Consider the following 24,151-nt stretch of genomic DNA (forward strand, 5'->3'; position numbering starts at 1 on the left):
TTGTGTAGCGACGCCCTGAGAGTTCTAGTCGGCGAAGTAGCTCTGCAGGGAGCGCACGGTGAGATTGCCGCCCCGGAAGGCCACGATGCCTTCAACGGCAGCCAAGGCTCCGTCAATGGTGGTGTAGTAAGGGATCTTGGCGAACAGGGCGGTCCGACGGATATCGCGACTGTCGCTGATCGACTTCATGCCGTCAGTGGTGTTGACCACCAGCTGTACGCCACCATTTTTCATGGAGTCCACGATGTGCGGACGGCCCTCGAGCACCTTGTTGATCTTGGTGGCGGCAATGTTGTTGTCGACCAGATAGCGCTGCGTGCCGCCGGTCGCCAGAATGGTGAAGCCGGCTTCGACGAGATGGCGCGCCATGTCGACGATCAGTTCCTTGTCGCTATCACGTACCGAAATGAAGGCCGTGCCGCTCAGAGGCACCTTGGAGCCGGCACCCATTTGCGACTTGGCGAAGGCCATGGCGAAGCTGGTGTCGAGGCCGATGACTTCACCAGTCGACTTCATTTCAGGGCCGAGTACGGTATCGACGCCGGGGAAGCGATTGAACGGGAACACGGCTTCCTTGACGGCGATATGCTTGAAGGTCTTTTCCACCAGGCCAAAGCTGGCCAGGCTCTCGCCGGCCATGATGCGGCTGGCAATCTTGGCGATGGGCTGGCCGATAACCTTGGCGACGAAAGGCACGGTGCGGCTTGCGCGCGGATTGACTTCGAGCAGGTAGATGACGCCGTCCTTGAGCGCGTACTGCACATTCATCAGGCCGCCGACCTTGAGCGCGAAAGCCAGTTCGGTGGTCTGACGCTTGAGTTCGGCCATCACTTCGGGGCTCAGATGCTGCGGTGGTAGCGAGCAGGCGGAGTCGCCGGAGTGAATGCCAGCCTCTTCGATGTGCTCCATGATGCCAGCGACGAAGACGTCCTTGCCATCGCACAGGGCATCGACGTCAATTTCTGTGGCGCCGGAGAGATAGGCATCAAACAGCAATGGGTTGTCGGACAGGACCGAGTTGATCTGGCCGGTCTTGTCATTGGGGTAGCGCTGAAGAATGTGCGGAGGCACCAGACCCGTCAGCGTATCCTGCACATAGCGTTCGAACTCGTTGGCCGAGTGTACGATGGCCATGGCGCGGCCGCCCAGCACGTAGCTGGGGCGGATCACCAGCGGATAGCCCAGACGTTCTGCAACCAGACGCGCCTGTTCCAGGCTGTAGGCAATCCCGTTCTTGGGCTGGGTCAGTTCAAGCTTGTTGAGCAGCTTCATGAACTGGTCGCGGTCTTCGGCCAGATCGATTGCATCGGGCTGGGTGCCCAGGATCGGCACGCCGGCCTTCTGGACGGCTTCGGCCAGGTTCAGCGGGGTCTGACCGCCGAACTGAACGATCACGCCATGCAGCGTGCCGTTCTGTTTTTCTGTTTCGAGGATTTCGATGACGTCTTCTTCCGTCAGCGGCTCGAAATAGAGGCGGTCGGAAGTGTCATAGTCCGTCGAGACAGTCTCGGGATTGCAGTTGACCATGATGGTCTCATAGCCCGCATCGGCCAATGCGAAGGCGGCGTGGCAGCAGCAATAGTCGAACTCGATGCCCTGACCGATACGGTTTGGACCGCCGCCTAGGATAACCACTTTCTTGCGGTCGGTGGGGCGGGATTCATCGGCCACCGCGCCAGCGAATGGCGCTTCATAGGTCGAGTACATATAGGCTGTGGGCGAGGCGAATTCGGCAGCCGAGGTGTCGATACGTTTGAAGACGGGGCGTACCGAGAGCGACTGGCGCAGCTTGCGGACATCGGAGGCCTTGAGGTTGGCCAACTGGGCTAGACGCGCATCGGAGAAGCCCATGGCCTTGAGCGAGCGCAGGTTCTCTGTGTCCTGTGGCAGGCCGAATTCGCGCACCTTGTTCTCGGTGTCGACGATGCCCTTCATCTGCTCGAGGAACCAAGGGTCAATCTTGCAGGCGTCGTGGATGTCTTCAAGGCTCATACCGAGGCGCATGGCTTCGGCGACATGCAGCAGACGGTCTGGCGTCGGCGTGCCGAGCGCTGCCTTGATGGCATTCTTGTCTTCGCCTTCACCCAGGCCGGGAATGCCGATTTCGTTCAGACCGGTCAGGCCGGTTTCAAGCGAGCGCAGCGCCTTTTGCAGGCTCTCCTGGAAGGTGCGGCCGATGGCCATGGCCTCGCCCACCGACTTCATGGCGGTGGTCAGGCGGTTGTCGGCGCCGGGGAATTTTTCGAAGGCAAAACGCGGGATCTTGACCACGACATAGTCGATCGATGGCTCGAACGAGGCGGGGGTCATGCCGCCGGTGATGTCGTTGTCCAATTCATCAAGCGTGTAACCCACGGCCAGACGCGCAGCCACCTTGGCGATGGGGAAGCCGGTGGCTTTAGATGCCAGAGCAGAGGAGCGAGACACGCGCGGGTTCATCTCGATCACCACCATGCGGCCATCGGCCGGGTTGATGCCGAACTGCACATTTGAGCCGCCGGTCTCGACGCCGATCTCGCGCAGCACAGCCAGGCTGGCATCGCGCATGATCTGGTATTCCTTGTCAGTCAGCGTCAGGGCTGGCGCGACAGTGATGGAGTCACCGGTGTGAACGCCCATGGGATCGATGTTCTCGATCGAGCAGATGATGATGCAGTTGTCGTTCTTGTCGCGAACGACCTCCATTTCGTACTCTTTCCAGCCGAGTACGCTTTCCTCAACCAGAACCTCATTGGTCGGCGAGGCATCAATGCCGCTCTCGCAGATATTGAGGTATTCTTCGCGGTTATAAGCGATGCCGCCACCGGTGCCGCCCAAGGTAAAGCTGGGGCGAATAATGCAAGGCAGGCCGATCACTTCGAGGGCCTGAAGGGCCTCGATGGTATTGTGTGCGAGCATGGAGCGGGGTGTTTCGAGCCCGATCTTCTTCATGGCGTCGCGGAACAGTTCGCGGTCTTCAGCCTTGTCGATAGCTTCGGCAGTCGCGCCGATCATCTCGACATTGTACTTTTCGAGGATGCCCATCTTGCGCAGCGAGAGCGCGCAGTTCAGTGCGGTCTGACCGCCCATGGTGGGCAGCAGCGCGTCGGGGCGCTCCTTCTCGATGATCTTGGCGACCACTTCGGGGGTGATCGGTTCCATATAGGTGGCGTCGGCCAGATCGGGGTCGGTCATGATCGTGGCCGGATTGGAGTTCACCAGAATGATCCGGTAGCCCTCTTCCTTGAGCGCCTTGCACGCCTGAGTGCCCGAATAGTCGAACTCACATGCCTGACCAATAATGATCGGACCCGCACCGATAATGAGGATCGATTTGATGTCGGTACGTTTTGGCATGGTGCTCGCTCGGCTCTAGGACGCAGGGGCCGGGCGAGGCAGAATCACCCGGGCTCAGGCCACCCGCACCACTTGGGCACAACAACTTGACGTTGCGACGCATGGGGAAGGCTTGGACGGGGTGGTTAAGTGGGCTGTCTAATGGAGATGACCAAGAAAGGGAAGGGGGCGCGGCGATTGAATGGGGAAGGTTTCCTTATCGCGCTTGCGCGGAGCGGTTCGGCGTAGCCATGCCCGGCCCTGGCGCGGCATCATGCTCACCCCAGCATCTCCACCAAGACATCGAACACCAGGCGGATCCTGCGGCTGGTATGGAGTTCGCGATGAGTGGTGAGCCAGATGGGCGCGGGGATCGGGGTGAAGGTGGGGAGGACCATTTCGACATCAGGCGTGCGGTCAGCGATCATCTTGCCCATCAGGCCGATACCCAGACCCTCACGCACCAATTGCCAGGCGATGGCGGCACTACTGGTTTGCCAGCCAAAATTGTCGCTGGTCACCGGCAGGCCGCGCGCGGTGAGTTCGGGGAGCAGGTCCCCCGCATTGGCAAAGCCAATGAAGCGGGCGTCTCGCACATCGGCAAAGTCAGTGGGGCGCCCATAGCGGTCGAGATAGCTCGTGGCTGCGTATAGATGGGCGCTGAAATCAGGGCATTGGTGCGAGATCAGTTCGGGCTGGGTGGGCGCGACATGGCGAATGGCGATATCAGCTTCACGGCGCATCAGGTCGCTGATCGAGTTCGACGCGACGATTTCGATTTGCAGCTTGGGCGCGAGTTTTTGCAAGCGCTTGAACACGTCGGGCAGCACATAGGTGGCAATTACGTCCATGGCGGCGATGCGCACAAGGCCATCGACCGACTGAGACTGCCCCGAAGCGGCCAGTGACAAGCCATGCGCTGCCTGCCCCATGGCCCGGACCGATACCAGCAGTTCCTGTCCGGCCCCTGTCAGGGAAAGCGATCGGCCGATCCGTTCGAACAGCAGTACCCCCAGATCGGCTTCCAAGGCGGCAACCTGACGGCTCAATGTCGGCTGGGTCAGGCCGAGCGTGCGGGCGGCAGCGGACAGCGAACCTTGTTCAACCGTGGTCAAAAAGGCGCGAATATGATTCCAGTCCGGCATCGGCATTGGGTCGTTCATGCATGAATGTATAAGCCGGCTGCAAATTTTGGCAATTCACCGCATTCTGCGAATATGCGAGCTTGCCGATGGTCAGCGTCAAAGCGAGTGGAGTGGTTATGGGTGATCCTAGTCGGTTCTGGAACAAAATGGCCGAGCGCTATGCGCGTCAGCCCATCGGCGACGAAGCGGCCTATCAGCACAAACTCAAAACCACGCAGCGCTACTTTCATCCAGAGATGGTGCTGATGGAGTTTGGCTGCGGCACGGGCAGCACGGCCATAACGCACGCACCATTGGTCAAGCATGTCAGGGCTACCGATTTCTCTGAAGCAATGATTGCCATTGCGCAGGACAAGGCTGTCGCTGCGGGCGTCAGCAATATCGACTTCGAGGTAGCCGCCATTGATACAATGCCTGTTGTACCCGAAGCCTATGACATGGTTCTGGGGCTGAGCATCCTCCATTTGCTGGAAGATCGGGATGCCGCGCTCAACAAGGTGTTTGCCATGCTCAAACCAGGCGGGCTGTTCGTGTCGAGCACAGTCTGTATCGGCGACACCATGGCGTTCTTCAAGTTTGTCGGGCCGATCGGCAAGGCGATGGGACTACTGCCGCATCTGGATGTGATGACCAAGGTCGACTTGATCGAGAGCCAGCATCGCGCTGGATTCATCATTGAGGAGGAATACCAGCCCGGCAAGGGCAAAGCGGTGTTCCTGGTGGCGCGCAAGCCTGGCTAGAGAGTTAGCGATACGACCTCTGGTCTGATTGAACGGGCACCCGTTCCGGGACTACGCAATAGCGAAATCAACGCCATGGACACCGCTGCCATTCTGGTTGGGCGGGGATCTGGCACATCAACGAAAAATGGGAGTGACCATAACAGTTTGGCGATCTGCAACGAATACACCGGCTGTTAAGCATAGAGCGCCGATAGTGCGACTGGCGGAGTCACTTTTGGGCTCCAAGACAGATGTCGCGGGTTTGTCGGGCGATTTCAGCGGCGTTGGCTGAAGTGGCTATTGATGAATTATCAAAGCGGAAGTTCGGTGCATGCGCCTCATTATTGGTATCATTGTTGTCTTTGGTTGCGTTTTCGGTGGTTACGCGGCGCTGGGCGGACATCTTGAAGTCCTGTGGCAGCCTTGGGAATTCGTGATCATTCTTGGTGCTGCCATCGGGGCATTCATCATTGGCAATACCGGCCCGATCATCAAGGGCACCATGGGCGCCATGGGCACGTTGATCAAAGGTTCCAAGTACAACAAGGCGGCGTATGTCGAACTGCTGGGCATGCAGTTCGCGCTCTACAAGCTGGTGCAGGCCAAGGGTATTCTGGCGCTTGAGCCGCATATCGAAAACCCGCATGAGTCAACGCTGTTCGCCCGGTTCCCTACCTTCGCCGGCAATCATCACGCAGTGGAATTCGTCTGCGACTACCTGCGTATGGTGACGCTGGGCTCCAACAATGTGCACGAGATGGAAGCATTGATGGATGAGGAACTCGAAACCCATCATCAGGAACAGCATCGATTGATCGGCGCTGTTCAGGCGCTGGCCGACGGTACCCCCGCTCTCGGCATCGTGGCCGCTGTGCTTGGCGTGATCAAGACCATGGGCTCCATCGCCGAGCCCCCCGAAGTGCTGGGTCACATGATTGGTGGCGCTCTGGTGGGTACGTTCTTTGGCGTGTTCGTGGCCTATGGTTTTTTTGGTCCGATGGCTCAGTCGCTCAAGAATATCTACGAGTCTGAATCGAAATACTTCCTGTCGCTGAAGGCCGGCATGTTGGCCCACATTTCCGGGCAGGTGCCCGTGATGGCCGTGGAGTTCGCCCGCAAGGCACTGATGTCCGAGGATCGGCCCAGCTTTGCCGAGATCGACGAAGTCGTCTCTAACATGCCTGCGGCAACCTAAGTCTGAGAGCGTTCCAGAATCATGGCCGGTTACGATCAGCCCATCATCATCAAGAAGGTCAAGAAGGCCGCCCATGGTCACCATGGCGGCGCCTGGAAGATTGCTTATGCCGACTTTGTGACGGCGATGATGGCCTTCTTCCTGTTGCTCTGGCTGATCAGCATGACCACGCCCGAGCAAAAAGAAGGTCTGGCTGACTATTTCGCACCGGCCAATGTGTCGCTGTCGACCAGCGGGTCGGGCGGCATGATGGGTGGCACTGCACTGGATACCAGCGGTGCCAAGATGGCCGGTTCGGCCATTGAGGGCATGCGTGATGTGACCATCGCGCCGGAAGCACAAAGCCATGGCGCGCCCAGCTCGGATAATGGTGGGCGCGACGGCGTTCAGGGCGATGAAGCAGCTCTGGATGGCAAGGCCAATGCCGAGCTCAAGGCCGAGAATGAACGTGAGTTCCACAGTGCCGCTGCCAGTATTCGGCAGGCCTGGCAGGAGCTGCCTGATATCACCAATGTTCAGGACAATCTGCTGCTCGAAATTGACGAAGAAGGCCTGAACATCCAGATCGTAGATCAGTCCGGTCGTCCAATGTTCCCCGAGGGCTCGAAATATCCGACCGAGGAGGCGCGGCAGGCCATTGCTGCACTCGGTCCCATCCTGCAGAAACTGTCTAACCAGATCACCATTTCGGGCCACACCGCCGCCGGTGGGACCTATAGTAATCCCCGATACAGCGCGTGGGAGCTATCGAGTGACCGAGCCAATGTGGTGCGGGCATTGCTGGGTGAGTTCGGCCTGTCTGATGATCGCATCAACGCAGTCACTGGCAAGTCGACAGTAGACCCGTTTTTCCCCAATGACCCTTATCAGGCTGCCAATGAGCGCATCAAGATAACCGTGCTCAACGAACCGCCGCCAGTGCCCAGCAATATGGGCTTTTAGGCGCCACTATTCTTCAGGTTCGGTGGTGAACAGCAGGGGGAAGCCCTGACTGCGGGCGAGTTCGGTTGCCCGGTTGGCCTTCTCTTCGGCGATCTCTTTTGTGAACACTGCCACCACGCACGCCCCCTTGGTGTGTGCGGTCAGCATAATGACGGCCGCCTGGGCTTCGGGCACACGGAATTCAGCCTTGAGCAGGCGCACCACAAACTCGCGTGGTGTGAAATCGTCATTGACCAAAATGACCTTGTGCAAAGGCCGCTTTGCGGTCTTGGGAACGCTTTTGATGCGAGGCTTGGTGCCGGTCTCAGCCATGTGCTCTCCTCGACGTGGCGCCGGTCCTGCGTATCGGTTGTGGAACGCGAGGCCATGATGGGCCGTTGTGCATGTAGCGTCAAAAGGAGGCATGTTCATGCTCAAACTTCTCATCTTGCTCATCATCATCGCCGCAGTGTCGGGCCTGCTCGGGTTTTCCGGCCTGGCAGCGGGTGCAGCTTTTCTGGCCAAGATCGTCTTTGGCATCATGCTTGTCGGTATCGTCATTGTGCTGGCAATGGCCTTTCTGGGGCTCGCAGCGCTCAGCTAGAGCTTTAGCTTGAAGCCTTCATGCGTCGCCACAAAGCCCAATCTGGCGTAGAAGCGGTGGGCGTCCGACCGGACCTTGTTTGAGGTAAGCTGGACGCTGCCGCAGCCAGCTTGGCGGCATTGGGCAATTGTCCACTCCACCATGGCCTTGCCATATCCGCTGCCCCTGTGGTCGGCACGGACGTGTACGTTTTCCAGCATTCCGCGCTTCATGCCCAAATTGGGCAAGCCGGGGATGTAGCTGATCTGCAGCGTGCCGACGATCTCACCATCAATTTCAGCCACGATCAGCCGATGACTGGGGTCTGCGGTGATTTCGTCGAATGCGGATCGATAGCGCGGGTCGCTGAAATTGGTAGGGTGCAAAGGCGGTGTGTTGGCGCCGCGCGCGTCACCAGCGTGGCTGAGCGTCAGCATCACTGGAATATCGTCGGGCGTGGCGTCGCGAAGCTGTAACGTGCTCATGGGCATCCCAGTTGGTAAGATCAGCGCCGTTTTGGGCTGATCAGTTTCGCCAGACAGAGTACCAAAACTGCGATGAAAGCAGGGCCGAGAGCAAGCCAGGAGCCGGCAGCCAGCAGAGCGCCAGTGGCGGCCCACATGATGGAAGCAAACGCCTCGCTAAGCGTGGCTGCCCGCGACGCGACCTGTCGCCTGCGAAACATTGAACGCTTGGCGACCACGCGAAACCAAAGCTGGATGGCGGTGGCAGAACCGGCCGACAACATGGCGCATATTGCCGCAATCAGAGCCATGCGGGGCGAGGCGAAGGCTAGCAACAACAAAAGCGGGGCCAGCACCAGTGCGATGACGATCAGTACCGCCTCAATCTTTGCGATCAGCACGGTGCCTGGTGTCACGGGCGCCGTGACAACCAGATCGTGAGCGTCCTCTCCCGATATTGCGAGCCAGGCCAGACCTCCGGCGAGTTGGCCTGAGGCCATGACCAGTACCGGGACAACCACGACGAATGCACCGGCGCTGTTGCCAAAATTCATCCAGAGCAGTAGCGCCGGCGGCACCAGATAGAGGATCTGCATCAGCGTCTGCGACATCAACCAAGGGTCGCGCTGCAACAGGCGCCATTCCTTGCGACGCAGGGTCTGACGCGTGGTGGCAGGCTTGAAGCTATGGCGCGATGGTCGGCGCTGGCTCCGTATGTGGCTGAGACCCGCTGCCGAAATGGCGTGATGGCCATAGCTCGAGGCCGTCAGGACGATCATCATGATGAGCGCACCAACACCAACAGCGAGCAAAGTGGTCAGCGAAAGCGGATCGCCAAGCAGGGCATGCGCAGGCAGCCAGAATGGACTGTCGGCTGCGGGCGCTGCTGCAATGAGTTCTGCGGACTGCAGCAGGGTAAAGCGGGACATGTTGCCATAATAAATAATTGCGGCCGCCTGGACGCCGATGACAAACCCTGCGCCAACGACAGCGGCCACGATCTGGGCAATCAGGCGGGTCCGCTTGGGGCCAACAAACTGGAACAATGCCATGGTTATCGCCAGCGAGATCGCCGTTGCCAAAGCACCCAGAGCCGCGACGACCGCATAGGCGGCCAGCCAATGAGCGCCGTCGAGAATGGCCAGCATGTTGATCAACGGGCTGGCGAGCATGCCGGTCAGCGCCATGGTTGTCAGCGCGACCGCAGCGGTGCGTATGGTGAAGAGGCGTTGGGAAGAGGCGGGCGAGGAGAGGATCAGATCCAGATCCGATCGCGCGTAATAGACGCGAGTGATCGATTCCAACGCCTGGGAGAGCATCACCGTCCAGAACAGCAGCCCAGTTCCCGTGACCAGGACCAGCGTGCCCTTGTCGAGCATAATGCCGGTTTTCACCCAAGGTGCGACGAAGCCGAAGGCCAGCAGATGCAGCAGGAGCATGACGATCACTAGAAAAATGGCAAGACCGATGCCGCGGGCGCGGCGACCGCCGGTCATCAGGGCGTGCCACTCGCGCCATGCAAGAGTGAGCTCGTGGCGGGCAAACCATGGCAGGGAAGCGGGCGCCATGGTCATGCGGCGGCGCTACCTTGGGCGACCAAGTCGAGAAAGATATCTTCGAGACTGGACTCACGACCAATGCGGGTGCGCAGTTCGGCCAGTGTTCCTTCAGCGATCAGTTTGCCATTGGTGATGACGCCGATGCGTTCGGCCATGCGTTCGGCGACTTCAAGGATGTGGGTGGTCATGATGACGGTAATGCCGTCGCGAACCTTGCCGAGCAGCACGTCCTTGACCTGGCGAGCCGAGCCGGCATCGAGCCCAGTCAGCGGTTCGTCCAGAATTATCAGCTTGGGGTCGTGCACCAGCGCTCCGGCCAGGGCGACCTTTTGCATCATGCCTTTGGAGAAGCCGCCGCACAGCTCGTTCGCATGAGGGCGCAAGCCGAGCCAATCGATCAGCTCATCGGCCTTGGTGCGGGCTGCAGTAGCGTCGATCTGCCAGAGCCCGGCGACGAATTCGAGGTATTCCAGCGGGGTGAGCCGGTCATAGACCATGGGCTCGTCGGACACCCATGCGACGATGCGTTTGGCGGCAATCGGGTCCTGCAGGGTGTTGATGCCAAAGATCTCGATTTTGCCAGCATCGGGTCGCAGCAGCCCCGCAACCATGCGCAGAATGGTGGTCTTGCCGGCCCCATTGGGTCCGAGCAGGGCGTAGAACTCTCCGGCGCGGACGGTCAGGTCCAGTGCATTGACGACGGGGCGGTCAAAGCTCTTGGTCAGGCTGGTGATGGCAAGGGCAGGGGCGGTCATCAAGGGTATCCGGCTGAGGGTTGGCCTGAGCCTAGTCCCAGAGCCCTTTCACCGTGGTGAATCCCAAAAGCCAAAACGCGAAGTTTTGTACAGGTCAGCGGTGCGGCGGAACCGCATCGGGGCACGGGCCGTTGTTATGGCAATCAAGAATGGAGATTTGATCATGGCACCGGTTGAACGAGAGACAGTGGTTGTGAACCGTGGCGGCGGCGGTGGGGCGATCATCGCTATCGTCCTTGCCCTGCTGATCATCGTGGGCGGGTACTTCCTGTTCTTCAACGGAAATGGTGGCAGTGGCTCGGTCGATGTCGACGTGCCAGCCGTCAATGTCGATGTGGTACCAGACGGGCAGTAAGCCCGGCCCCATCCTCGCGATCAAGAGCGCTCTCTGAGGAGGGCGCTCTTTTGTTTTAGGCAAGGCGATCAACCAATTGGCGCGGTGGTTGGGCTGCTTCAGCGCCGGATCTATCGGTCCGTTGCGCCAGTGTGCCACCGAAGCGCACTGCTTCGTCCTCAATTGGCGCAAGACCTTTTGGCGCTCGAGGGTCGATGAATTTCCTGGCGTCCGATACGTCGTCGCAATTGCGGCAGACATATCCGTTGACGTTGATCGGTCGTGGGTAGTCAGAGCTGATGGCCATGCTGCCTCGCGAAGACTTCTCCAGTCTATTCGCACCGCCATCATCAGACGTTACTGCTGCCGGGTCGACGACCCGACAGCGGTAGATTTATGGTTAGTCAAAAGTTTAGACGACGGTCAGTCTGACGTCGATATTGCCGCGTGTGGCATTGGAATAGGGGCAAACCTGATGTGCCTTCTCGACCAGTGCAACTGCCGCATCGTGCTCGACGCCCGGCAAGGTGATCTTGAGTTCAACGGCGATACCATAGCCCACACCTTCAGCCAGTTCGCCGAAGTCGACAGCCGCATCGATGCTGGTCTCGTCGGCGATCTTGACCTTTTCGCCTCGGGCGACGGCCTTCAATGCGCCTAGGAAGCAGGCGGAATAACCTGCGGCAAAGAGCTGCTCCGGATTGGTGCCGGGTCCGCCATTCCCGCCCATTTCCTTAGGCGTGTCGAGGGTGACAGAAAGGCGCTCGTCATTGGTTTTGCTCGTGCCCGTGCGGCCGCCCGTGGAGGTGGCGTGAGCGGTATAGATGGCAGACTTGATCATGGGATGGCTTCCTTTGAAGGTGAAATCGGTCCCGTTTAGATAGTGTGCAAGTTAATTGTGCGCAATAGATAAATTCGTGCTAGTTTGAAACTGTGTTCAACCGGTGATCCCCATGGCGCTTCAGCAAGACCCCCTCAAACTCGATTCCATGCTGTGCTTTGCCGTTTACGCGGCAGGGCATGCATTTACGCGTTTTTACAAACCGCGGCTGGATGGGCTAGGGCTGACCTATCCGCAATATCTGGTGTTCCTGGTACTCTGGGAAGCGGATGGTCTCACGGTCAAAGGGCTCGGGGATAAGTTGTTCCTGGATTCAGGGACGATCACGCCACTGGTCAAACGCCTTGAGGGGCGTGGCTTGGTGCGGCGAGAGCGCGATGAGAACGACGAGCGGCAGGTGCGTGTGTTTCTGACCACCGAAGGCCGGGCACTGCGCGAGAAGGCTCTGGCCATTCCGCTGGCAGTCGGGGCGGCGCTGGATGGCGAGCGCGAGGCCATTGATACGCTCCGCGACGGACTGCATCGCTTGCGGGAACGTCTTGACGGTGATCTGGGCGTCTAGCGCAGGCCGACGGGGTCGACCATGCCGGAGGAGCAGCCGCCAGATGCGGGGCTCGCGGCTGCGAGCAGGGCTGACAGGTCATCGGGCCCATTGATCGTGCCTGTCAGAGCAATGGTAAGTTCGGTGATGATGGTGCGGTTGCCGTCAGCTGCGCAGTCCATGCTGACACGCTCGCCAGAGCCGGGACCAAAGGCCTGATCGAAAGCGGTGCGGATCTGGCGCAAGGTGACCTTCTTGCCGATATTGGCCGCGAAAAGCTCGGCAACCGCAGAAGTGTTGATGGCCAGGAGCAGATCGAGGGAGTCGGCGAAGTATTCTTCCTGCGAGGTGCCATAGCAGGTGCCGTGCTTGGTCCATTCGTGGCGGTCCAGCGCGGACATGGTGCCGGGCATTGCCGTGTCGAGATCGCGGCGAAGGCCATCGCTCAGGGGGATGGCGGGGAGGTCGCGCCAGCGGCCGTTCTGGCTGGCCCATTGATCGTCGCGCGAGACATCACAGTACTCGTTGTTGCGCGGCTGGGGCCACAGACCGTGCAGGGTGAAGTGAGTTGCTTCAAAACTGTCTGTGGTCTGGCTCCCGCATTCGGGTTTGCCCGAACTGATTTCGCAGAAGGCAGGTTGCCAGTTGATGGCCAGCACATATTGCGTACCGCGATAGGCCGGGGCGGTGGTGCCAGCGGTGTGCCCGGTTGCCTGACTGCCCGCAGCGCCTGAGCGACTGCCACACTCGATCGCGACCCAGCGCTGCTTGGGCTGCGCGTCGGGCACGATGATCCAGTAATGCGTGGCGCGGTCTGCATTGGCGGCGAGTAGTTCGTAGGCGTTGCCGGGGTGGGTGAGGATATTGCCCGGATTGGTCTGTTTGCGGATCGACTGCAGCGCGAGGCAGGCCTGGTTGGCAGTGAAGGTGCCGGTCAGGGGCACTTCGGCGCGTGCAGGTGTCACCAACAGCGTCAGCAATACCAACAGCAGCAAGCGGGCCATATGTTGTCTCCGTCAAAAGCAATGAGGGAGCCATAGCGGCCCCCTCACCAAATTGCCATGCGTCAGGCCCTAAAGGGTGATGCGGTACAGCCCGAAGCCGTCCTGGTTGGTTTCGCCCGTGGCCTCAATCTTGATAGCGCTGACGTCGTCAACCAGATCGGCCGCCTTGGGTCCGGTGGCAAACAGCACCGTGGTGCCGTCCATCGGGGCGAGCGACCAATTGCTGTCGGCCTTTGGATTGATTGTGCCTTTTTCGACGATGTAGCGGACGATGATGTCACGATTGGTGTCTGGGCCCTTGAAGACAATCACATCCTGGCCGATGCCGGGGAATGTGCCGCCGCCACCGGCGCGATAATTATTGGTCGCGACGACAAACTTGGCGGCCGGATCGATGGGCTTTCCATCAAACATCAGGTCGACAATGCGGCTGGCGTCGGGATTGGGCTCTTCCTTCCCATCCGGCGAAAAGCGCGATGGTTGGCTGAGATCGATCTTGTAGGTGACGCCGTCGATCACATCGAAATTGTAGGACGGGAAGTCGTTGTTGATCAGCTCGGCATCAACCGCGCCGGGCTCGATCTGATTAAAGATGCCGGCCGAACGCTCCAGCCAGTTCTTGACGTCAGCACCGGTAATGACCACGGCCTGAATGGTGTTGGGGTACAGGTAGAGATCGGCCACATTCTTGATGGCCACCGGGCCGACCGGAACGTCGGTGTAGTAGTCCGGACCACCACGACCACCAGCCTTGAAGGGGGCTGCGGCCGAGAGGATGGGCAGCCCTTCCCACTCGGTGCCCTTCATCATCTGGGTGATGTACCAGGTCTGGGCCTGGCTGACAATCTGTACCGACGGATCATCGGCAACGAGCGCGAAGTAGGAGAATAGCGGGGCGGCGGTTTCGCCTACGGCGCGGCGGATATAGTCGAGGGTTTCGGTGTGCTCAGCTTCCGCGGCGGCGACGACCTCGGCATCGTCCTCGACCAGTGGATTGACCTTGCCATCGACACGCTCGGAGATTGGACGCGCCTCGGAGGTGTGCGAGACAATGACCCATTTGCCGTCGGCATCCTGCTCAAGCAGCAGATCGATCAGGCCCATATGGCTGCCCCAGAAGCCGGCCATGACGGCAGGCTTGCCATTGAGCGTGCCCGCTTCTGTGTCGGCGCCTTCAAGGCCCTGATAATCGGGGCCGGGAAAGACGCGATGATGATGGCCGGTCAGCACAACGTCGATGCCATCAACGGCGGCCAGCTGCAGCGAGGCGTTCTCGGCGCCGGGCCCCTGATCGGCATCAATACCGGAATGTGACAGGGCGACAATGATGTCGGCACCCTCTTCGCGCATTTTGGGGATGTAGGCCTGAGCCGTCTCAATGATGTCGCGCGTATTGACCTTGCCGCTGAGATGGGTGGCGTCCCATGTCATGATCTGGGGCGGCAGGAAGCCGATCAGGCCAACCTTGATGGTCTTGGTGGCACCAGAGCCGTCGGTCAGCTCCTTATCCACGATCATATAGGGCTTGATGTAGGTATCGTCGCTGAGCGGGTCTGCGGCCAGCTCGCCGCGCACGAGATTGGCTGAAACGAAGGGGAACTGCGCGCCTTGGAGGGCCTTGTCGAGATATTCCAGACCGTAGTTGAACTCGTGATTGCCGAGCGTTGCGGCTTCATAACCTAGCGTGTTCATGGCGGCGATGACGGGGTGCACATTGCCGTCGAGGCCCTTTTCATAGGCCATGTAATCGCCCATCGGGTTGCCCTGGATGATGTCACCATTGTCGATGAGCATGGAGTTGCCAGCCTCAGCACGGATCGACTCGATGATCGATGCGGTGCGGGTCAGGCCCATCGTGTTGTTGGGGGCGTCCGCATAATAGTCATAGGCGAATACCGCGACGTGCAGGTCGGTGGTTTCAAGAATGCGCAAATGGGCCTGATTGGCCTGGGCCATAGCGGCGAAGGGGTGCATGGCGGCGAGGGCTCCTACGCTCGCCGAACCAGCGAGGAATGTGCGCCGCGAAATCTTGGGCAAGAAATTCATTGATCGTCTCCCTGAAGCGTTCACGTGATGAACTGGACATTTCGGGGGCGTAGCGCTCCCGAAAACCGGCGCAATGTCCGGCGCGTGGCGCTCCCGAAGGAGCGAGCATGCTCATGCCGCCCTGAGGTGACGCTTGAATGACGGCTGGAGGGTGACGGTATGGATTTTTGATCACCCGGTCAATTTGTGACAGCGGCCAGGCGTCGGGGTTGTGCGGCCCGCTGAGCCACCCCTGATGGCATGGGAGGGCGATCGGCATTGGACGCGCAATTCGCGGGGAGGTGGAACTGTTTGCATTGCGGCCCCTTGTTGCTAGGAAGAATGCTCAACGGGAGATGAGACCACCATGAAATGGCGCGGCCGGCAGCAGAGCTCCAATATTGACGACCGTCGCGGCCAGGGTGGCGGCGGATTTGGTGGCAGCCCGTTTGGACGAAGCAGTGGGGGTGGGTTCCGTATGCCCACCGGTGGCGGTCGGGGTGGTCGCGGCGGCATCGGCAGCCTGATCGGCATTATTGCCGTGTTGGGTATCATCTGGCTGGTGACGGGGCAGAACCCTGTCGACATGTTGATGGGGAACGCCAGCACGTCGTCCAGTTCATCGGCTCAGGCATCCGCGAGCGGCGAACCTTCCGAAATGCGCGACTTTGTCGGCGTCGTGGTCAAGGAAACCGAAGACTTGTGGGGCGAGGTTTTCGCTGCACAAAATCAGGATTACCCGGAGCCGACCGTGGTGCTTTTTACCGATCAGGTGAACACCGCCTGCGGCGCGGCCGATTCGCGGACCGGGCCATTTTACTGCCCCGGCGATCAGAAAGTTTACATCGATCTGAGCTTTTACGACCAGTTGCGTGACCAGTTCGGAGCGCCGGGGGATTTTGCCCAGGCCTATGTGCTGGCCCATGAAGTGGGGCACCACATTCAGAACATCACGGGCGTGCTGCCCGAGTTCAACCGTCGCCGCGCCAGCCTGAGCCAGGAAGAAGCCAATGCCTATTCGGTGCGGGTCGAGCTGCAGGCGGATTGCTATGCGGGCGTTTGGGCCAATTACGCCGGCCAGGAAGACCTGCTGGACAATGGCGATATTGAAGAGGCGCTGAACGCGGCTAACCAGATTGGCGATGATACGCTGCAAAAGCGCATGCAGGGCTATGCGGTGCCCAAGACGTTCAATCACGGTACTTCGGCGCAGCGAAAAACCTGGTTTGAGCGCGGCTATCGTTCTGGCAATCCCGGAGATTGTGATACGTTCTCGGGCAATGTGTAACGATACGAACTGACGGGCGGAACAGTGCTGGGAATACCTGATAGCGTAATGCCGCATGTGCGGCGCTTTGGCTTTTCGGGGGTGTTTGCCGTCGGCGTGGTGGTGGTGATGGTGTTCGGGATCAACCCGATCACCGTACTGACCGGACAAGTTGCCGAGCCCTTGCCCTATACGCCCCTCAGCGCCCTTGCGGACCTTGAGACAGGCAAAGCAACGCCGGAAGATCTGGTGGATGCCGTATCGCGCGAGACCAATGGTTTCTGGGAGCGTGGCTTTCGCAGCGCAGCAGCCTTCTATCCGCCGGTGTCGCTGAGCATGGTTGAAAGCAGCCGCGAGCTGGGCTGCGGCTTGTCGGGATCAAGCATCGGGACGTTCTACTGCCCACAGAACAGCACGATCTACGTCGATATGGCCGCCTATGCGGATCTGGTCGCGGCTTATCCCGCGCAGGGACATCTGGCGCAGATCTATCTGATCGGGCTGGCCTATGGTCACCACGTTCAGAACGCCCAGGATCTGTTCGAGACTGTTAGCGCGCCTGGCCTTTCGGCAGAGGCGCGTGTGGTGCTCGAACAGCGTATGAGCGCACAGGCCGCCTGCTATACGGGAGCGTCGACCAAATGGGCTGGGCTCGACCTGCTGCTCGACGATGCGGCAACCGCCAACGCGATCGCGTCGGGGCTTGCTGGCGGTGGTGATGTCACCCGGGTGCCTTCGCGTGCTGAGATGGCGTTGCCCCGCGATTTCGCGCCAGCACCCGCAGCGTTCAACAAGGCGTGGTTTGACGCTGGCTATGCCATTCCCGCCATCGGCACCTGTCGGCTGGAAAAGATCGGGCTGCCAGACTGAGCGAACGGGTGGACACGAGCGGCGTGACGAGCGATAGCGCTGCGGTCATCCCTCCTGTTCGAGCAGAGTGTTCATGATCCCGCGTCTCCTGCACTTCACCTGGAAGACCTCCGAGCTGCCCCGCGAAATGGCAGACTATTATGCCAAATGGCAGGCGTTGCATCCGGGTTGGGACATCCGGCTGTGGACTGATGACAGCATGCGCGCCTTCGTGGCGGAGAGCTATCCCGCGCTTCTGGCCACCTATGACAGCTATCCAAAAATGATCCAGCGGGCGGATGCGTTTCGCTATCTGGTGCTGGGAAAACTGGGCGGGATCTATGCCGATCTCGATGTGGAGCCGTTTGAGGCAGTAACGCTCCTGCTTGAGCATGAGGCGTTTGTCGGGATCGAGCCGCTGGAACATGTCTTTCCTGATCGCATCCATCAAGGGGTGCCGCTGCTGTTCACCAATGCCTTTATGGGCTCGGTGCCCGACCACCCGCTGTGGCGCACAATCATTGCCGAACTGCCCAAGCTGGTGGGGCTGGAGACTTTCTATGCCACCGGGCCCTCAATGGTAACGGCGATGCTGCTGCGGCTGGAGCGTTCGCAGCGCCCTGTGTTTCTGTTGCCTGAGGTGTGGTCGCCGCTGCTGTCGAATGGCAAACGGACGCGGACTGATGCGCTGGTCCGCGAGATGGTTGGCGAACTGGGTACGGTAATTGGCGCAGAAGCAGGGCGACTGGTGTCGCACAAGTGGATGACCACCTGGGTGCCGTGGCATATGCGGGCCAACCGTCTGGTTGAGGTGTTGCAGGTACCCACGACCATCAAATGGTGGCTGCGGAAGCAGCAGCACCGTGCCCTGGCGGCCACGGTCATACCTGATCCGATTGAACCCTATTTTGAGCAGTCGCTCGTCCCGATAGCTGAGCGGCCTCACATACATATTGCGGTTCGGCTGGGAGAGTTGCCGCCGGCGCCCGAACTGGAGCGGGCAATTGCGGCGCTGGAGTATCCGCGAGACAAGTTGTCGGTGCGGTATTTCACGGAGGCACAAGCCGGCGGGCTCAATGCTATGCTGGCGGCGCGACCGGATGAGGCCGAATTTGTGCTGTTGGTGGACGGCGGTGTTCGTGATGTGCCGACCGACGCGCTGCTGCGCATGCTGGCCGCGCGGCAGCCTGTGGTAGCGGCGAGTTGCGTGGATGGCCAAGGGCAGAATGCCGATCCGCAGCTATTCCGCTACCGCCATGGAGGCAGCTTCAAGGTGCTCTACAAGGATGGTGGCGCTGAGGGAGCGCTGCGGCGTGATCCGGAGCATCGCGCTTATCTCAATGAGCAGAAGGTATTCACCATGCTGCCGCTGGATGGGGTGGGGGAGAGCTTTGTGCTGCTGCGCCGCGATGCTCTGGAAGCGGGCGTGGGCTTTGCCGAGACGCCGTACAAGCTTCATCTGGGCGCGGAAGCGCTGGGCATCAGGGCGCGCGACCTCGGGTTTGAGGTAGCGGGGTTGCCGCAGCTCGAAGTGGTGCGGCAGCGCTAAAAGAAAAGGCGCCTCGCGGCGCCCTTTCGAATTGATCCATCAGGCCGCTGGCGCAGCGTGCTCGGGCTTTGGCTCGAGACCCTTCTGGGCGCGGACGTGATTGAGGAAGCGCGTGAACAGATAGTGGCTGTCACGCGGGCCGGGGCTAGCCTCGGGGTGATACTGCACCGAAAAGATCGGCTTGCCATCAACGCTCAGGCCCGCATTGGACTGGTCGAACAGCGAGATGTGCGTCTCGCTAATGCCCTTGGGCAGACTGGCCTTGTCCACAGCAAAGCCATGGTTCATCGAGGTGATTTCCACCTTGCCGGTGGTCAGGTCCTTGACCGGATGATTGGCGCCGTGGTGGCCCTGATGCATCTTTGATGTGGTGGCGCCCAGCGCCAGACCCAGCAGCTGATGCCCCAGGCAGATACCAAAGACCGGCTTGCCGGTTTCCATCAGCGTCTGAATGGTGGGCACGGCATATTTGCCGGTCGCGGCTGGATCGCCGGGGCCGTTGGACAGGAAAATCCCATCTGGATTGTGCGCCATGACTTCTTCAGCGGTCGCAGTCGCGGGGACAACGGTTACCTTGGCGCCCTGATCGGCCAGGCAGCGCAGGATGTTGCGCTTGGCGCCGAAGTCGATAGCCACGACGTGGAACTCAGGTTCATCGAGCGTGCCGTAGCCCTTGTCCCACACCCAGCTGGTCTGGTCCCAGTGATAGGTCTGGGCCGTGGTGACTTCCTTGGCCAGATCGAGACCTTCAAGACCGGGAAAGGCCTTGAGTTCGGCTGCAATGGACGGCTCGTCAAACTGGCCGTCGCCGGCATGGGCGATGACGCCATTGGGCATGCCATGCTCGCGGATGCGGGCAGTCAACTCGCGGGTGTCGATGCCGGTGATGCCGATAATGTTGCGCTTCTTGAGCCAGGCATCGAGCTTCTCAGCGGCACGATAGTTGGACGGGTTGGTAATATCGGCCTTGAGCACAACGCCGCGGACGCCGGACAGCGCGGCCATGTTGACCGTCTCGATGTCTTCGTCATTGGAGCCGACATTGCCGATATGAGGGAAAGTGAAGGTGATGATCTGTCCGGCATAGGACGGATCGGTCAGCACTTCCTGATAGCCGGTCATGGCGGTATTGAAGCAGACTTCGCCAGCGGCGTGGCCGATGGCCCCGATTCCGCGGCCTTCCAGGCGCGTACCGTCTGCGAGGATCAGAACTGCGGTCGCGGGGGATTGCTGCCAGCCGGTCACGGTGGGCCTCCAAAATTGTTTTCAGGTGCTCGCGCAGCCAAACCGGAAAAGCTTCCGACTTTCCTGACCACGCGTCCGACGATGTCGATTGAGGCCTCCTATTAGAAGCCTGATCGCGGTGGCGCAAGTGGCGGCGCGGTTTGAATGTGCCTATATGGGAGCAGAAACAGTCACAACAAGAGGATCAGGCCCCATGCGCGAAGAGTTCAGCGAAGGTCTCAAGACGGCGCTCAAAGCCCGCGATCAGCGCCGCACCGCGACGCTTCGGGCCATTACGTCTGCAATCAAGGACAAGGATATCGCAATCCGGCAGGAGAATCGCGGCCCCGCCACCAATGACGAGATTCTGACGATCGTTCAGAAAATGGTGAAGCAGCGCGAAGAGAGCTTCGCCATTTACGCCCAGGCGGGCCGGGCTGATCTGGCGACGGTAGAAAAAGAAGAGATCGATATTCTCAACGAGTTTCTGCCCAAGGGACTGAGCGAGGCAGAGGTCGATGCTGCCATCGTGGCAGCGATTGCCGCGACCGGTGCTGAGGGCCCAAAGGACATGGGCAAGGTCATCGGTCAGCTCAAGGCTGACTATCCTGGACGGATCGACTTCGGCAAGGCCAGCGGCAAGGTACGGGCGGCTCTGGCCGGGTGATCAGGCGACGCTGCGCGCGAGGCTGCCGGCGACGCGGTTTCGGCCCTGGCGTTTGGCTTTGTAGAGGGCGGTATCGGCGCGGTTGAGTACGACCGAGAAGGTTTCGCCCGCCATGGCAATGGCGACCCCGGCGCTGACGGTGGCGGGGAAACTCTCGGCCAGCAGCCGCGCCGGGTGCTGATCGAAATCTTCGCGAATGCGCTCGGCGATGGCGCGTGCTTCCTCGATACTCATCTTGGGCAGGACGGCGCAGAACTCCTCGCCGCCGATCCTTGCAATCACGTCGTTCTTGCGAACGCCGCGCTGCATGATGTTGCCGAAATGCTGGATGACGGCATCACCGGCACCATGTCCCTGCTGATCGTTGATCTGCTTAAAATGGTCGATGTCGAACATCAGCACCGCAGTCTGTTCAGGCAGCTCTCCGAGACTAAAGCGATCAAACAGGGCGCGCCGGTTGAGCAGACCCGTCATGGCATCGGTCTGCGCCTCGTCGCGGTGTCGCCGGGTGACGCGTGACTGGTTCAGTGTGAGACCAAGGGCGCCCAGACCGGTCAGGCCTATAATTGCCATGATGGAATTGAAACGCTCTGCCCAGTTGTTCGGGGGGGCTGACAGCACGAGATTGCCTTCGACAACCAGCGCGATGGCGCAGGCTAAGAACGACAGGCTGGTCAAGCCGAAGAGCACGACCGACACGATCATCTGAAGCGGGGATTCGCGTCTGGCCTGCCAGAAATAGCGCCCCGAAAGGGCGATGAAGACGGCGCACCAAATGTTCAGAAGAGCTGTTGCCGGGCCGGACCAGCCGAGCACAAAGGTGAGATTGGTGCTGAACATGGCAGCCAGCCAAAGCAGCAGGGTTGGCGTTCGGCGCTGACTGGCCGTGGCGAACTGAAACGACCCCAGATGGATCAGTGCCATGCCGCTGAGCAGCGGCGAGAACGCGCCGATCTGGAGGGCAGTGTCATAACGACCATCGCGCAGTCCCAGCACGGCCAGGGCCACCACCACAAAGGCCATGCCGGCGGCCCAGCTCATCAGATAGTTGTCCTCACGCGCATTGAGCCAGCTGATCAGCAAGGCGATCATCAGGGCCGCGCTGGAGAAAGCAATGGCAATAAGCAAAGTGGCGTTGTCTATCACTGCGCGTCCCTCTAGTGGCCATAGGCCTCGCCAGTCATCACGTAATGCGTGATTGGAGCGAAAGAGACACGGGCAAATGACTAAATCGTTAGCATTGACCGTAAGTTGGCACGAATTCACTCAGCAGGTTGAGGTGCCTGGACGGTGGAGCGCAGCTCGAGCCAATGTGATGTGATGGCCACCAGTGTCGCCAAGACGAGAGCGCCAGCGCCGAGCAAGGGCAGGGCCCGGTAGCCATAGCCGTTCTCCAGAGCCGCTGCGCCCAGGACAGCACCAATGGCGATACCGATATTGAAGCCGGTGGGAATGAGCGAGGATGCCAGATTTGGTGCATCGCCTGCCCACGCCAGAATACGGGACTGCACCGGCGATCCAAAGGCAAAGTTGACGCCACCCCAGAGTACCACTGTGACGGCCATGGCTAGCGGATAGGGGCTGACAAGATGCAGGGCGGTAAAAGCCACGACCTGCAGGGCCAAAATGGTGATGAGCGAGGGCATGAGCTTCCAGTCGGCAAGCCGACCACCGATAAACACGCCGATTGTCGAGCCCACCCCATACAATAGCAGGATCCAGGGCACGGTGTTGACGTCCAGCCCTGTGACTTCACGCAGCAGCGGGGCGATATAGGTGAACAGGCTGTACTGGCCGATCATCACCAGAATGACGATGATCAGCGATGTGACGATCTGCTGGCGCCAGAGCGCCTTGACTTCGCGCCGAAAGCTGCCAGTGGTGGCCGAGGCACCCGCAGTGCGGGGCAGGGCGACGGCAGTGATGAGCGTGGCCACCAGCCCTAGGGCACCGACGGCCCAGAACGTTGCGCGCCAGCCCAGGGCATTGCCGATGGCCGTGCCACCCGGCACGCCCAGAATGTTGGAGACGGTCAGGCCTGAGAGGATCAGGGCGACGGCAAAGCCGCGCTTGTCCTTGGGAACAAGGCTGACCGCAACAATGGCAGCGATGCCGAAATAGGTGCCATGGGCGAATGAGACGATGACGCGCGCGGCCATCAACAATTCAAAGCTTGGGGCCAGGGCACACAAGATCTGGCCCAGGGTGAACACGATGCCGAGCGCCAGAATCAGTGGTTTGCGGGCGATCTTCTTGGTCGCCACGGCCAACAAGGGACCACCGATGGCGATGCCGATGGCGTAGCCAGTAATCAAATATCCTGCGACGGGAATAGTGACGCCAAGCCCGGTGGCCACTTCGGGCAAAACGCCCGCAATAACGAATTCAGCCGTGCCAAAGGCGAAGGCGGCCAGAAACAGGGCAATCAGGGGCAAGAACATGGCGCATGACCGCCAAAAGGCGGGCCTCGGTTGAAGCCATCTCAAACCACAGGCCAGCACATGCGGCAATCAACAAATTGCTCGTGCGCCTATAGAAAAGCTGCAACGATCAATGCTTGGCAATGGCGCTGGCTCGGCTACAGTTGAGCGCGGGACAAACAGCTTTTCGGCTTGGGAGGCACATATGACGGTATCGGATGACACGAGAAGGCGCTTTGCGCTGGCGACTGCCCTGCGGGGTATTTTCATGCTGCTGGCAGGGCTATACGCGGTGATATGGCCGACGGAAGCACTGACCATTCTGGTGCTGGCTGGCGGCATCCTGCTGTTGATTGATGGCGTGCTGGGACTGTGGAGCCTGACATTCGGTGGTGGCAAGAGCGGTAATTACTGGTTTGACGTGGTGTCGAACGCGCTCTCGCTGGTTCTGGGCATCTTGATCCTGATCAGCCCGCTGCTGGCAACGATCTTCACCGTGACTTTCATGGCAACGCTGGTGGGTATTGCCGCGCTGGTGGTGGGGATCATGCAGATCGTAGTGATCACGCGCGAACGAGAACATTATGCGCGGATCTGGCCGGTGGTGTTGTCGGGCGTTTCCTATGTGCTGCTGGGGCTGGTGTTTCTGTTCTTTCCGCTGCTCAGTGCCTCGATTGGGGTGATCTTTGGCGGTGTGCTGTTGATCATGTTCTCGTTTGGCCTGTTTGGCTGGGCCTGGCGGCTGTATCAGCGCAGCAAGGCTGGTTGATC

The 24,151-nt window shown here is 60.2% G+C and carries 23 protein-coding genes; 11 read left to right on the forward strand and 12 right to left on the reverse strand.

Annotation, left to right across the window (positions count from 1 at the left end; all coding sequences use genetic code 11):
* Positions 1-24 precede the first annotated feature (24 nt).
* Both carB and KD146_RS02290 read right to left on the reverse strand, forming a co-directional pair.
* Entirely contained in the window at positions 25-3,336 is a 3,312-nt protein-coding gene (carB, locus tag KD146_RS02285; protein WP_212657133.1) for a carbamoyl-phosphate synthase large subunit, read from the reverse strand.
* Between the two features lie 257 nt (positions 3,337-3,593).
* Positions 3,594-4,478 carry a LysR family transcriptional regulator gene (locus KD146_RS02290; protein WP_212657134.1) on the reverse strand — a complete coding sequence of 295 codons (885 nt, stop codon included), beginning with the start codon at positions 4,476-4,478 and terminating at the stop codon, positions 3,594-3,596.
* 98 nt (positions 4,479-4,576) lie between these two features.
* On the opposite strand from KD146_RS02290, the gene KD146_RS02295 reads away from it, so the two are divergent.
* The 3 genes from KD146_RS02295 (at position 4,577) to KD146_RS02305 (ending at position 7,319) form a co-directional block, all read left to right on the forward strand.
* The gene (locus KD146_RS02295; RefSeq protein ID WP_212657135.1) at positions 4,577-5,200 is read left to right on the forward strand and encodes a class I SAM-dependent methyltransferase; all 624 of its coding nucleotides are present in this window, start codon (positions 4,577-4,579) and stop codon (positions 5,198-5,200) included.
* Between the two features lie 313 nt (positions 5,201-5,513).
* Positions 5,514-6,377 carry a flagellar motor stator protein MotA gene (gene motA, locus KD146_RS02300; protein ID WP_212657136.1) on the forward strand — a complete coding sequence of 288 codons (864 nt, stop codon included), beginning with the start codon at positions 5,514-5,516 and terminating at the stop codon, positions 6,375-6,377.
* Between the two features lie 21 nt (positions 6,378-6,398).
* Positions 6,399-7,319, forward strand: coding sequence for a flagellar motor protein MotB (locus tag KD146_RS02305; RefSeq protein ID WP_212657137.1), 921 nt, complete (start codon positions 6,399-6,401; stop codon positions 7,317-7,319).
* A 6-nt stretch (positions 7,320-7,325) separates the two neighbouring features.
* Here the strand turns inward: KD146_RS02305 and clpS are convergent, their stop codons facing one another.
* Positions 7,326-7,631, reverse strand: coding sequence for an ATP-dependent Clp protease adapter ClpS (gene clpS, locus KD146_RS02310; protein ID WP_212657138.1), 306 nt, complete (start codon positions 7,629-7,631; stop codon positions 7,326-7,328).
* A gap of 97 nt (positions 7,632-7,728) precedes the next feature.
* On the opposite strand from clpS, the gene KD146_RS02315 reads away from it, so the two are divergent.
* Positions 7,729-7,902 carry a DUF1328 family protein gene (locus tag KD146_RS02315; protein WP_212657139.1) on the forward strand — a complete coding sequence of 58 codons (174 nt, stop codon included), beginning with the start codon at positions 7,729-7,731 and terminating at the stop codon, positions 7,900-7,902.
* Here the strand turns inward: KD146_RS02315 and KD146_RS02320 are convergent.
* The 3 genes from KD146_RS02320 to KD146_RS02330 all read right to left on the reverse strand — a co-directional run bounded on the left by KD146_RS02320 (position 7,899) and on the right by KD146_RS02330 (position 10,659).
* Positions 7,899-8,318 (reverse strand): GNAT family N-acetyltransferase, encoded by a 420-nt coding sequence (locus tag KD146_RS02320; RefSeq protein WP_249327703.1) that lies wholly within the window; start codon positions 8,316-8,318, stop codon positions 7,899-7,901. The genes KD146_RS02315 and KD146_RS02320 overlap by 4 nt on opposite strands.
* 68 nt (positions 8,319-8,386) lie before the next feature.
* Positions 8,387-9,919 (reverse strand): permease, encoded by a 1,533-nt coding sequence (locus KD146_RS02325; RefSeq protein WP_249327558.1) that lies wholly within the window; start codon positions 9,917-9,919, stop codon positions 8,387-8,389.
* The gene (locus KD146_RS02330; RefSeq protein WP_212657140.1) at positions 9,916-10,659 is read right to left on the reverse strand and encodes an ABC transporter ATP-binding protein; all 744 of its coding nucleotides are present in this window, start codon (positions 10,657-10,659) and stop codon (positions 9,916-9,918) included. Before KD146_RS02330 ends, KD146_RS02325 begins: the two co-directional genes overlap by 4 nt.
* 163 nt (positions 10,660-10,822) lie before the next feature.
* Here KD146_RS02330 and KD146_RS02335 point away from each other — a divergent pair, with 163 nt between their 5' ends.
* The gene (locus KD146_RS02335) at positions 10,823-11,014 is read left to right on the forward strand and encodes a hypothetical protein (protein ID WP_249327559.1); all 192 of its coding nucleotides are present in this window, start codon (positions 10,823-10,825) and stop codon (positions 11,012-11,014) included.
* A 391-nt stretch (positions 11,015-11,405) separates the two neighbouring features.
* Here the strand turns inward: KD146_RS02335 and KD146_RS02340 are convergent, their stop codons facing one another.
* Entirely contained in the window at positions 11,406-11,834 is a 429-nt protein-coding gene (locus KD146_RS02340; protein ID WP_212657141.1) for an organic hydroperoxide resistance protein, read from the reverse strand.
* Between the two features lie 112 nt (positions 11,835-11,946).
* On the opposite strand from KD146_RS02340, the gene KD146_RS02345 reads away from it, so the two are divergent.
* Positions 11,947-12,396 carry a MarR family winged helix-turn-helix transcriptional regulator gene (locus KD146_RS02345; protein WP_212657142.1) on the forward strand — a complete coding sequence of 150 codons (450 nt, stop codon included), beginning with the start codon at positions 11,947-11,949 and terminating at the stop codon, positions 12,394-12,396.
* Here KD146_RS02345 and KD146_RS02350 read toward each other — a convergent pair.
* Together KD146_RS02350 and KD146_RS02355 are read right to left on the reverse strand one after the other, a co-directional pair.
* Complete coding sequence (locus KD146_RS02350; protein ID WP_212657143.1) at positions 12,393-13,379, reverse strand: ribonuclease T2 family protein; 987 nt, start codon at positions 13,377-13,379, stop codon at positions 12,393-12,395. The genes KD146_RS02345 and KD146_RS02350 overlap by 4 nt on opposite strands.
* Positions 13,380-13,448: 69 nt before the next feature.
* Complete coding sequence (locus tag KD146_RS02355; RefSeq protein ID WP_212657144.1) at positions 13,449-15,425, reverse strand: bifunctional 2',3'-cyclic-nucleotide 2'-phosphodiesterase/3'-nucleotidase; 1,977 nt, start codon at positions 15,423-15,425, stop codon at positions 13,449-13,451.
* A gap of 346 nt (positions 15,426-15,771) precedes the next feature.
* Here KD146_RS02355 and ypfJ point away from each other — a divergent pair, with 346 nt between their 5' ends.
* From ypfJ to KD146_RS02370, 3 genes are all read left to right on the forward strand, one after another.
* Positions 15,772-16,692: a KPN_02809 family neutral zinc metallopeptidase gene (ypfJ, locus tag KD146_RS02360; protein WP_212657145.1), complete on the forward strand. Its 921-nt coding sequence runs from the start codon at positions 15,772-15,774 to the stop codon at positions 16,690-16,692.
* A gap of 48 nt (positions 16,693-16,740) precedes the next feature.
* Positions 16,741-17,541, forward strand: coding sequence for a neutral zinc metallopeptidase (locus tag KD146_RS02365; RefSeq protein ID WP_212657146.1), 801 nt, complete (start codon positions 16,741-16,743; stop codon positions 17,539-17,541).
* Positions 17,542-17,614: 73 nt separating this feature from the next.
* Positions 17,615-19,069, forward strand: a complete 1,455-nt coding sequence (locus KD146_RS02370) for a glycosyltransferase family 32 protein (protein ID WP_212657147.1) — start codon at positions 17,615-17,617, stop codon at positions 19,067-19,069.
* Positions 19,070-19,108: 39 nt separating this feature from the next.
* On the opposite strand, the gene carA is transcribed toward KD146_RS02370, so the two are convergent.
* On the reverse strand, positions 19,109-20,314 hold the full coding sequence (gene carA, locus KD146_RS02375) for a glutamine-hydrolyzing carbamoyl-phosphate synthase small subunit (protein ID WP_212657148.1): 1,206 nt from the start codon (positions 20,312-20,314) through the stop codon (positions 19,109-19,111).
* Positions 20,315-20,507: 193 nt separating this feature from the next.
* On the opposite strand from carA, the gene KD146_RS02380 reads away from it, so the two are divergent.
* Positions 20,508-20,960 (forward strand): GatB/YqeY domain-containing protein, encoded by a 453-nt coding sequence (locus tag KD146_RS02380; RefSeq protein WP_212657149.1) that lies wholly within the window; start codon positions 20,508-20,510, stop codon positions 20,958-20,960.
* Here KD146_RS02380 and KD146_RS18435 read toward each other — a convergent pair whose 3' ends face one another.
* Both KD146_RS18435 and KD146_RS02390 read right to left on the reverse strand, forming a co-directional pair.
* Positions 20,961-22,106, reverse strand: a complete 1,146-nt coding sequence (locus KD146_RS18435; protein WP_212657150.1) for a GGDEF domain-containing protein — start codon at positions 22,104-22,106, stop codon at positions 20,961-20,963. It lies immediately after the preceding gene.
* Between the two features lie 116 nt (positions 22,107-22,222).
* Positions 22,223-23,401, reverse strand: coding sequence for an MFS transporter (locus tag KD146_RS02390; protein ID WP_212657151.1), 1,179 nt, complete (start codon positions 23,399-23,401; stop codon positions 22,223-22,225).
* 184 nt (positions 23,402-23,585) lie between these two features.
* Here KD146_RS02390 and KD146_RS02395 point away from each other — a divergent pair, with 184 nt between their 5' ends.
* Positions 23,586-24,149 (forward strand): HdeD family acid-resistance protein, encoded by a 564-nt coding sequence (locus KD146_RS02395; protein WP_212657152.1) that lies wholly within the window; start codon positions 23,586-23,588, stop codon positions 24,147-24,149.
* Positions 24,150-24,151: the final 2 nt, after the last annotated feature.

Source organism: Devosia litorisediminis (assembly GCF_018334155.1).
GTDB lineage: Bacteria > Pseudomonadota > Alphaproteobacteria > Rhizobiales > Devosiaceae > Devosia > Devosia litorisediminis.